Raw genomic sequence first — 10,729 nt, 5'->3', positions numbered from 1 at the left:
CTAACAGAGTTAATAAAAAGAAAAAAATGCAACCTAATAAAGTCGCAAGAGGGAGCTATAAATACAAAAGAGGGTGTTAATTAGTCGTAGCGACTTTTGTAACACCCCCCATGGATATCCATCGCCTTATCCACAGCCTTTTGCACAAAATTTGGGGATAAAAAATGTAAAGTTTTAAAAAGCGCTCACGATTCACGTAAAAATGCACTAAACATAGTCAAATTAAATCACAAGTCATTCCAAGTGTTAGCGGACATATAAAATTGGACCATAACGGTCAGAGAAATTAAACCAATTTAGCGGACAAAGGACATTTGGGTTTTAAGCCATCTTTTGATTTGACGTATTCTCGGGACATCGGTCCCGAGAATAGGAGAGATCGAAACCTTTTAATCTTTTGTTATTGCCTCCACACTGTCTTGAATATTCATCCTGTTACGCTTGTTGAAGTTTTCCAACCTTAAACTTTTTCCTGAAAACTTCACTTTGTAGGCGAACTCCAGAAAACGATCTAGTGCAGCTCTTACGCTGACAGAATCTCCCAATGCCGTTCCCCAAGAAGAAACCGCTTTGTTTGTTGTGATGATTGTGCTTAGTCCTTTATTGTGGCGTCTATCCATAATTTCATAGAAATAGGCTCCAGAGTCCGCAGGAACACTTCCGTTGCCCATGTCGTCAATGATCAACAAGTTGACAGAATCTAAACTTTGAAGTTTTCGTTCATACATGGCTAAAGCCAAATCCAAGGCTTTATTTAAGTCTTTAAACAGTTTGGATGCACTTACAAATCGGGTGCGGTATCCTTTGGCTATGGCTTGCTGACCAATGGCGACTGAAAAGTGTGTTTTTCCTAGTCCGGATGGCCCACACATCAGGATATTTTCCGATCGACCGATCCACTCGCAACGTAAAAATTCCTCAGCACTCTTTTGGGGAATATTGGCATGTTGTAAATGAAACGGGGTTTGAAGAAAACGTTTGGGAAAGCAAGCCGTCGTCGTCCAAGTAATCATTTTTTTATCTTGACGGTATTGCCATATAGAGGCCAAAACTTCTGTCACAATCGCCCTGGCAGTCATGTTGGAGTTTTCTTCATTTTCCAGCTTCAGCAATAACTGTTCTAGGTTGGGACTGTCTTTCAAAAGACGGAGCTCTTTTAAGTAGTAATTCAATTCCTCCATAGCGGATTTCCTTTAAATATCGAGTTCTCTAAGATCGCTCATTGGATCAAAATCCTGTCTAGGAGCGGACATTTTTTCCGTTGCACGAGCGTGCATCGTGTTCCTTTGTAAATAATCCAAGGGGATGGCTCCACTCTTGACTTCAAGTCCTTCCGGCGTAGAGATCCGATATTCCCCGTTGTGTCGAACCATGATTGTCAGCAATCAATTGGCATAAAGTTTGGGGATGCTCATGCGGTACCCGAAAATAACCATCTCACCACTTAGGGAGCTCAATTGGCTTGAGGAGGCGATATTCATATACGCTGAAATATCGGGATTGTGTGTCAAGTGTGAACGCTCAATTTCGAATAATTCTTCTATACTTTTCCCGTTGACGCGACGTTGATCGGCCTGTTGTTCAATCCATTGATCCAGTCGATGCTGAAGATCATGTGCATTTCTAATTCCCGTATTATGAACGCTTAGATAAACCAAGGCGTTCTCCTTAACATAACGACCAAAACGCTCGACAGCTCCCTTAGTTTGAGGTCTATTAGGTCGACAGGCTTGAGGTCTGATCCCTAAAGGTTCACATAACCAAAGGAAGTCCGGGTGAAATTGAACTTTTCATCTCGCCGATGACTGATCACCAGGGATTTATCGTTATCGCAGAGAATTTGCTGTGGCAAACCGTATCTCATTAAGCAGGTGGCAATCCCCATCAACCAAGAAGCCTGGCTTGTGTCGGGACAAACAAACACAAATCCCTTACGAGACCAACGATAAACGGCTTCGAAGAGGTAAATCTTTTGAGCAACTGGCTCTCCGTCAAACTGAAATTGAGCCTGAATGAAATCAATTTGAAGCTGTTGTCCTGGATAGCAATGAAACGGCTCAAAGGCTGGTTTGGTTTTTGATCTCAAGTTGGGATAGTGAGTGGCAAAGAAACGTCGAACACTGCGTTCTGTGATCGATAAATTCTTTGGCAATCCGTAGGCTTGAGGATCATCTTGAATAATACGGGCAACGACGACACAGTTTCCACCAACTGCGTTGAACAGGTATTGAAGCTGGTCTTGATTCGCTTTGTGAAGAATCGATTTTCTTCTTGCCGGCGCATGGATCTGCATGCCCCGAGTCTCATCGATTAGATAGGCATGAACCGTGTTGCGGCTAATACCAAGGACCTGAGCAATAGACCGCTCAGACTCTCCAAGACTATGTCGATAGCGGATTTCTTGTCGAACAAGTGGATCAATCATATGTTGACTCCCAATGGTTTAAAAATCAAACGTCCTCTGGTTAGAGGACAATTGAGATTAAACCAGTCAACACATAACAAAAAGTCGAATAAATCCTCAAAAGTGGATCAACCTCTGGCTCACTTTTTGGTTTATTTTTAGCGCCGAGTGGCTCTGTTTAAAACGTCCGAATCTGGCTCACTTTACAGTGGTCACCAACACCAAGCCACTGAATACCAAATAATTTGCATATTCAATCCTCTATGAGCCCATGAGAAACACCCCGACCAGCATTAAGTTCTTTTATCCCTTCTCGCAAATGCTTTAGATTTGATTCTGAATAAAAGGGATCAATAGCAACATCGAACGGCACTCGTTGCTCACGAACCATTTTCTTAGCAAATATGGTGAAAGCCGTCGTAATATTTAATCCTAAATCGGAACAAACAGCTTCCATATTTTTCTTCAATTCTGAATCAATTCGAATACTGATTGTAGTTTGAGACATATATCCCTCCTGTTGCTTCTTTGTCATTACATTGTAACAACATTTGCTATACAAACAAAATTTATTGTCTTGCGAGAGCTGCAACTAAGTTTGTGTAAATCGTATCCTTAACGCACAAGTAGCAAACCCGATATCAATTTGGAATTTATTAAATTTAGGGACAGGTCCCAATCACCGATAAATTCCATCAATTGTGCGATAATCAACGAACACGAGGAGAGAACGTGTGTCATGAGGTCACCTCATGTCATAAGACTAAGCCCGGTGTTGGTAGCACTGGGCTTTGTCGTATTTACACCTCATTGAGGAAGGTGTTCAATGGTGTTGTTTTATAAAGAGGAATCCTAGTCGACAGTTGCTAGGATTCCCCTTTCGTTCCATCAGTTAGATTTTTGGTTTGTTTTTACTGCCTTAAGTTGCAAACCCAAAGCTTTTTTCATCAGCTCTACTTCCCTCTTTAAGTCCTCCAATTCTTTTTGGGACTGTGTCACCCTTTCTGCCATACTCTGTTCACGAAGTTGAGCGCTTCTTAGCTGCATTTCCAAAGAACGATTGTGATCAGAGAGAGCAACCACCTTGGATTTCAAGGCAGATGTCGACATGGAATCATAGGAAGCGGGGGCGCCAAACCGATAGGCGATACCGGCGTTAACCATTGCATCCCCTCCCGTAGCCGCTGATCCTCCAAAATTGACCATCACATTTTCCGTCGGTTTATAGAACATGCCAACAGCCAAAGCCTGTTCACCGGAATAGTGACCGACGCCTGCCGCGGCAGACCATTTGTGATCCTCGTCCAAACCCAAGGGTTGCAATGCGGCCATAGCTGCGGCATTAGCAGCAGCACGGTTGATATCTTTCTTCAAGGTATGAGCAACTTCACGAATTGACCTTGAATTTTGGACAATCGCTTGTTGCGTATCATAAAGTTGACCACCATTGACAGCGTCAGTGCTTCCAGCGTAGACATCACCAGGGGCGACATTAACAACTTTGCGTTTAACCGTATCGGAACCAACACTGACCGCATTGCTCACACCGACGGACCCCGCGCCTAACACCACGGCATTTTGTGCAGAGGTCGTCACGTTACTGCCTAAAATGAAGGTATTTGACGCGTTTTCATTAATCGTGTTGTTATTGCCTATGGCAAAACTATTGTCTGCGCCGCTGGCGATTTTATTGTTATTGCCAAATGCGTAAGCATTGTTAGCCGCCACCGTGCTTCCCGATCCGAAACCTCCCGCATTATTACCAGAAACAGTGCTTCCGTTTCCATAAACAAAAGCATTTGTTCCCGTTGCCGTTGATCCAGCGCCCAAACCTAAGGATTCTGAATGCAAGTAGTTATAGACATTTTGTCCGCTAACAGCTCGTTCGTCGTCACTAGCCACTTGACCTACAGGTTTCATATTCTGCGCGATGTTATTCAGCGTTTGCTCACTTTGCAAAGCATTATTGATCGCCACCTGAACATTGCTATTGTTGATGACTGCCTCCGAAACGGCGTCTTGGAAAATATCATTATTCGTCAATGCGTTATTGATCGCTTCTTGGATAGCGTCTTCGGAAATAGAGATCCCTTGTAAAGCATCCCAAACCTGATCGCCGGTTACCAAACCAGAGCTGTTTTGAGCGATTTCACCGGCTGAGACTCCACCAATGGTGAAACCTCCATTTTCTTTGGCAACGGTAATTAACCCGCTACCTGAGATGTTTAAGCTACCGTAGGCAATGTTGGCGATAGTCCCCTTGCCTGTTTCCGTCAGGTTACTTAACGAAGTATCCAAGGCATTGGTAGGAATAGATTGTTGAATTTCACTTAACTTGTCGTCCAAGGCGACAAGGTTTTGACCAACAGTGTAGCCAGATGAAATTGCATAATAAGGTTCTACCCTGCTTTCCGGTGTTCCCCATTGATAAATGGCATTGCCGGTCACGAAGCCTAAACCTGTTTGATCATTTGCAATGGATCCACCTAAAGCCGTTATCCATTCCCCCTTATAGTTGGCGATGTTGTCCGCATTCACGTTGGCCTTGTTTTGATCTAGTCTTGCAAGACCTTGATCAAGATTGGTCAAATTTGTCGCAGTAGTCTGGGTGCTTGAAACATATGTGCCGTCTTCAGCTGGGCGAACTTCGCTAAAAAGAGCTCCGCCTGTGACGAGGCCTGCGTTACCCTCGACCACAGCCCCATTGCCCAACTTGGCTTGCCACTGCTGAATATTGGCATCAGACAAATTACCGGCGTCAATGTCCGCCTTCGTTGAAAGATCTTCAGTGATGGAGGTGTTCTGATTTTTCAGCGCCTCTCCCAAAGTATCGCTCGTTACTAACGCATTTTCACCATCGGCTGCACTTTCAGTTGTTTTCAAAGACAAGGCGTAGTTTCGAGTGTTGCCGTCTTGGGTATCACTCTTAGAGATGGCAAGAAATTCCCCATCCCCTACGACACCAACAGAACTCTTTAAACGTTCAATACCGTTACTTGAAAGGTTATCCAGCGATCGCGTAGCAAGCGCCAAATTTCCTTGGGAGTCAAAGACATTGCGACTGACTAAGCCCAATTGAGCATCTAAAGAGGTTAAATTCCCAGCAACTGTGTTTTGCCCCTTCACATACTCACCGTCAGTACTGATATGCACTTCATTAAAAAGTTCGGAACCAGTAATAAACCGGTTGTTCCCTGTGGATACTGGCGAGATATCTTTGGGTGTGCCTAGGACAGAAATCCAGCTATCCACTTCAATGTTGTCACCGGAAATTGTGGCAAAGCCAGCACCTGTAGTGAAATCTTTCACATAGTTATAAACGGTCTGGCCGGTCACCAACTTATCACTATCTTCGCTAATTGTTCCTGAGTCATCGACATTTAATGTCCAAGAGACCAAATCATCGGAGGTGGTCTTTTCCGCAGCAATATGTTGACCTCCAACGATGGTGAAAGAGTTGGAAGCCAAATTTTTGATCTTCGTTTCTCCTGCTAACGTCAGCCCTTGAAGACTTTGCAGGTTGGTCACGGTTGTAGATAATGAACCAAAATTTGTACCCAACGTAGACAGATTGGTATCTAACGCCGTTAAGTTGTCTCCTGTGGTTGCGTCACGACGAACAACTGAACCGTCTTTCACCGGGCGCACCTCATTAAAGACCATGCTTGAAGAAACCAAACCTTCTGCAACTCCCCCAATTCTATCCGCCATTGTCAAGCCGATTGAATAGGTATCAGTATTGGTTTGATCATCAGAAGTCTTCGTAACAGACAAATACTGATTTCCTTCCGCAGCTTTGACGCTAATCGCTTGTTGGGCCTGATCTTTAACAGCATCACCTTGAGTCGTGCCATCTAAATTTCCAAAGGTTTCGCTAATGGCATCATAAACCGTTCCGCCAGTCACTAATCCAGTATTACTCTTTTTAACTTCACCATTACCTAATACCTGTTGCCAGGCTTTGACGTTGCTGTCTGTCAATGTTTCAGCATTAGCAAAACGACCAAACTCCGTAAAAACGGCCCCTCCACTAACCGGCTTGACATCGTTTTCTGCGATGCTATCGGCGACATTAACCCCAACCGTGTACTGAGTAGTGTGATTAATCTCGTCCTGAACCGCTGTGACTGACAAAATATCACTATCAGACGAAGTGACAGTCACCGATTGACGCGCTTGATCGCGAATGATGGTTTGATATTCTGACCCTGAAGTGGAGATGCTATTAAATGCTCCTGAAATAGCAGAGGCGACAGTTGAACCGGTAACAATTCCACTATCCTTATTACCGTTTATCGTACCATCGGCGATAACGTCAACAGCATAAGTGACGGCTTCTCCATCTTTGCCTGCCCTAACAGTTGTATTTGTTCCGTCTACAACCTTTAACGAAGTTTGAGCCACAGACGTAATGGTTTTCAGACCTTCTTCCGACAAATTACCAAGATTTAAATCCGCTTTGGAAGCCAATGAATCAAATAAGGTACCGCCTGTTACCAAACCGGTATTTCCCTCTTCTGCTTTGCCATTTCCCAGCGTGTTTTGCCATACCGATAAATCAATTCCTGTGGCGTCGTTGTTGGCCTTAGTGCCAATGGCAACTGTATTGGCAGCGATGGCCGTTTCATTTTCTTTGATTTCAGAATCCAACGCCGTCAAATTCTGTGCAGCGGACACATTGGACTTGATAAAGTTTCCATCAGTAGACACCCGAGTTTCAGTATCAATGGCCGACGCAACTGTCGCTCCAGTAACCAAATGATCATCTTTGCTACCTTTCACGGTTCCGTCGGAGACCACGTTCACCGTGTACCCGTCACTTTCTGAAGATGCCGTGACGTGATTACCTGCCTTTACTTTGACAGAGCCCTTAGCAATTTGAGCGATCTCATCTCTACCATCTTCAGACAAATTCCCAAAATCCAAATCTAACTTATTGTCAACCGATGATTTCACACTGGAGATAGCACCACTGACTGTTGTTTGCCCCGTCTGCCCAATATCACCGGCAGTCATGGATACTCCGTTATCCGTGACAGCAACGCCCAAGATATTTTCTAAACTATTTTTGATGTTGCTACGACTAATGGAACCCACTTGCCCAACTGTGGCGGCATCTGAACTATTAACGCCATCGGCAACATTGATAATACGACGTTGAAATCCTGAGCTCGGATCAGAACTACCGACTGACACCACGCCTGATGTCTCAGAAGCCTGAACATCCGTGTTGGAAACCCTTGAATTAGCCCCTAACGCAATGGAACTTGCCGCTTCGGCGGAAGCCTTATAACCAACAGCCAACGATTGTGTGGTTTTTGCAGTAGCTTCTTCTCCTACAGCAGTAGATCTCGCCCCAATTGCTTTAGCGGAGGTCGAGGGAGATGCCTCTTCGTCGCTTGCATTAACGCTTAAATATTCGCTTCCACCAGTTGCGATTTGTTGTTGCAATTCATAAAGTTGACTTCCGTTTATAGCTTCTGTGCTATTTTCTGATACTTCACCATTTGCCACATTAACCAATTTTCTTGTCTTTATATTAGTGAATTCCTGAACCCCATACGAAGGTTGATCAGTTTTGACATCAACCATTTCAAAAAAAGATAATTGTTCTTCAGGAGTTAGTGTTCTATTTGCTGCATTGATTATTTCTTCACTACAGGATTCATTTGGCGTACCCCAATATGAAGTACAAATATGTTTGTCAAAAGTTTGTGTTGAAATTTGAATATTTCCCGTAACAGGATCTTTTGTGACTAGTTGATATTCTCCTCTCAGCCAGTGATATCCTTCGTACGCACCACTTCCTCGATCAATTCGAACGCTATTGATAAAGTACTTGGGCTCGGAAAGATCGCCTAAAGCATCCCAATAATTACCACTGCCAAAAGAAACGCTACCTTCTCCCGCACCAATAGAGCCTTTACCGATTACAGCTCCGGAAGATCCATCAGTCTTGCTACCGTACTGATTCAAATCGATTATCGACTGACCAGCCGAAGTAGAATAAATTCCACCTTGTTGGAAACCGTCTGCTGAAACAGCAACAGCTGATTGATTAAATCCAAATAAACATAGTAATAACAATGCATAAACTAATCGTGAACTTCGCTCTTTCCCAAAACAAGCAGAAATTTCACTCGTCACCACACAGCAATTTTTATTTCGATTGAAAAAAGCTTTGTAAATACGGTTCATGGCATAGGCTCCAGATTACAAATAATTTTTCTAATGTTTTGAAATTAAAAAATAATGTTGACAAATTGCATGAAAAGACACTTTTTTTATTGAGTCATTCTCTCCAAAAATTCATGTCACTAAAGAACGTAATACGGGATAACTATGGCGAAAATGACTCGTCGAGAAATGGAATTTTTGTCTTGAAAACTCTTGAAAAGTCTTCTGTAGAGAAAGTGGCCTGAATTTGTTTCGGAAAAACAAAAAGCAACCACTCCATAAACATATCTTCCACTTGCAGAACTGAGAGGTTGCTTTCAAAAAACTTTAAATTTTTCTTGTTGCTTGAATTTAAACCGTTAGATATCTGAAAACGTTTAACGGGGGGGGGGCAGCATGATTTTAATCCAGAAAAAAATTATTCTAATTGTAATTCTTTATAACATCTCCTCATATTTATTTACATGTTTATTAGCCTAAATCAATGTATTACATAATCATTCAAAAACTGAGTCTCAACATTTAACATAATTCACTAAAGCTTATTTGCCGCTGCCTTTAGACTGTGAGGGGTTTGACTGGCATAACCTTACTTCTGATGAGAATCATCCACAGCAAATTACTTTTTCAGTCTTCTAGCTACTGTAGCGAATGATGTAAATCCGAGAACATGAGCCCCAGACTTTCTATTTTCCAAACCCAACTCTGCACATAACCGAGCATAATAATTTTTCTTGATACCACCAACAAAATCGTACCTTTCTCCATATTTTTCCATATGTAAAAGACCTGATAGGTGCTTGTATTTAAAGTGCAATCGGTTTTGGACGATGTAATTAGAAACCTGTGCGCTCTCAACGAATCCTAAAGGGCGCATTTCTTCTACAAGAGCCTTGAATTCTGTTTCAGCCTTATCAACAACTCTAACTTCTGAATAGTCAAAATGAGTTAAATCAAGCTGATCTTTGAATTTAATTTCCCATCCACCATATTCGTTGTCTATGTATTCGATTTTTTCATTTATGCGTTCCAATTTTTCAGGATTTTCCTTTGATATCAAATAAATGTCATTGTCTTCCAGAAACCACTTTATTTGCTCTGCGTTTTCTTGTATCAAAGATGCCACCCGTTCTCGTTCTTCCAGTAAACGTTGTCGCTCTTTCTCCCTACGTTTAGCTTCCTTGTCTTGTATGTAGATCGCTTTAATCTGCTCCAGTTGACTTACAACATAAGCATCGTAAACCAATCCAATTAGCTCAATATTTTTCGTTGACAGCTGATGATCTATGGTCTTGATATATGAATTGATGATCTTTTCTATAGGAATATGTTTTCGAATATCATTCTGATATTTGATCAAATCTTCTCTAGTGAAGATTCTCTTGATAGCCCATCCTTTTGGTGTGTACTGATATTCATACCAAAAAGCACCTTGAATAAGTCCTTCAAATACATCGTTAGAGGATATCCTGTCAACGCTTACATGGGCTTTTGTATAAACCTCCTTAATCTTTGATGCGTGAAAGAAAAGTTCATCTTCCAAACCCTCTAACCTGCGAAGGTACGACTTAACAAAACCAAAACCCCGATCTTCTATGTACTTGCTTACCTCTCCGTAGTCAATATGTGAAAAATCAATAGACAAAGAAGATTTACCTATAGCTGGCTCTTTTGACATGATGCCCCCACAATAAAATGAGAATCGCCATTATTTAGATGATAGACAATTTTTATCAGTAGTATCCAAATCGAACTTTAAAAATGTAGTCAAACTCTGTTCGTCTCCGGTAGGGAAATAACGGACAGAAAAATGGCGGTTTTCTTATTAGATTTTAAGTTACCACACTAAAAATCGAGAAACCGCCATGGACACTCATTTTAACGAATCCGCCAACAAAAATGCACCGATCAGCTTCTTTGCTCAGCTTTTAAAGTACCTTCCTCAGGACTGGATACTTCAAGAAGATAAACGGAACAGTCCAAAGTGCAACGCTCGCAAATTTTCCTTATGGGGCCAAATTGTTTCTTTGCTGTTCTGCCATCTGGCAGGCTGTGACTCATTAAGAGAAATTGAAGATGGATTAATTTCTGCCGTTGGCAAGCTACAGCACATGGCAGCCAAAGCCATGGGGCGAACGACATTGGCTT

At 42.4% G+C, this 10,729-nt stretch carries 7 protein-coding genes; 1 reads left to right on the top strand and 6 read right to left on the bottom strand.

Annotation, left to right across the window (positions count from 1 at the left end; translation table 11 throughout):
• Positions 1-389: 389 nt before the first annotated feature.
• The 6 genes from H5985_RS09085 to H5985_RS09060 form a co-directional block, all read right to left on the bottom strand.
• Entirely contained in the window at positions 390-1,181 is a 792-nt protein-coding gene (locus tag H5985_RS09085) for an ATP-binding protein (protein WP_205050993.1), read from the bottom strand.
• Positions 1,182-1,193: 12 nt separating this feature from the next.
• Complete coding sequence (locus tag H5985_RS09080; protein WP_205050992.1) at positions 1,194-1,373, bottom strand: hypothetical protein; 180 nt, start codon at positions 1,371-1,373, stop codon at positions 1,194-1,196.
• A gap of 371 nt (positions 1,374-1,744) precedes the next feature.
• Positions 1,745-2,425 carry a hypothetical protein gene (locus tag H5985_RS09075; RefSeq protein ID WP_205050991.1) on the bottom strand — a complete coding sequence of 227 codons (681 nt, stop codon included), beginning with the start codon at positions 2,423-2,425 and terminating at the stop codon, positions 1,745-1,747.
• A 232-nt stretch (positions 2,426-2,657) separates the two neighbouring features.
• Positions 2,658-2,912, bottom strand: a complete 255-nt coding sequence (locus tag H5985_RS09070) for a type II toxin-antitoxin system RelB/DinJ family antitoxin (protein WP_205050990.1) — start codon at positions 2,910-2,912, stop codon at positions 2,658-2,660.
• Positions 2,913-3,292: 380 nt separating this feature from the next.
• Positions 3,293-8,602: a YadA-like family protein gene (locus H5985_RS09065; RefSeq protein WP_205050989.1), complete on the bottom strand. Its 5,310-nt coding sequence runs from the start codon at positions 8,600-8,602 to the stop codon at positions 3,293-3,295.
• Positions 8,603-9,200: 598 nt separating this feature from the next.
• Positions 9,201-10,259 carry a hypothetical protein gene (locus H5985_RS09060; protein ID WP_205050988.1) on the bottom strand — a complete coding sequence of 353 codons (1,059 nt, stop codon included), beginning with the start codon at positions 10,257-10,259 and terminating at the stop codon, positions 9,201-9,203.
• 187 nt (positions 10,260-10,446) lie between these two features.
• Here H5985_RS09060 and H5985_RS09055 point away from each other — a divergent pair.
• Positions 10,447-10,729 (top strand): DUF4372 domain-containing protein (locus H5985_RS09055; protein ID WP_205050987.1); only part of this gene is annotated, 283 nt, incomplete at its 3' end.

This window comes from Parasutterella secunda, from assembly GCF_016901835.1.
Taxonomy (GTDB): Bacteria; Pseudomonadota; Gammaproteobacteria; order Burkholderiales; family Burkholderiaceae_F; genus Aphodousia; species Aphodousia faecavium.
This window is presented reverse-complemented; position numbering and strand designations above follow the sequence as displayed.

What these genes read in the sequence shown, in the direction of transcription:
- H5985_RS09085 (WP_205050993.1), bottom strand. Translation starts at nt 1,181, where the DNA reads ATGGAGGAATTGAATTACTACTTAAAAGAGCTCCGTCTTTTGAAAGAC.
- H5985_RS09080 (WP_205050992.1), bottom strand. Translation starts at nt 1,373, where the DNA reads ATGGTTCGACACAACGGGGAATATCGGATCTCTACGCCGGAAGGACTT.
- H5985_RS09075 (WP_205050991.1), bottom strand. Translation starts at nt 2,425, where the DNA reads ATGATTGATCCACTTGTTCGACAAGAAATCCGCTATCGACATAGTCTT.
- H5985_RS09070 (WP_205050990.1), bottom strand. Translation starts at nt 2,912, where the DNA reads ATGTCTCAAACTACAATCAGTATTCGAATTGATTCAGAATTGAAGAAA.
- H5985_RS09065 (WP_205050989.1), bottom strand. Translation starts at nt 8,602, where the DNA reads ATGAACCGTATTTACAAAGCTTTTTTCAATCGAAATAAAAATTGCTGT.
- H5985_RS09060 (WP_205050988.1), bottom strand. Translation starts at nt 10,259, where the DNA reads ATGTCAAAAGAGCCAGCTATAGGTAAATCTTCTTTGTCTATTGATTTT.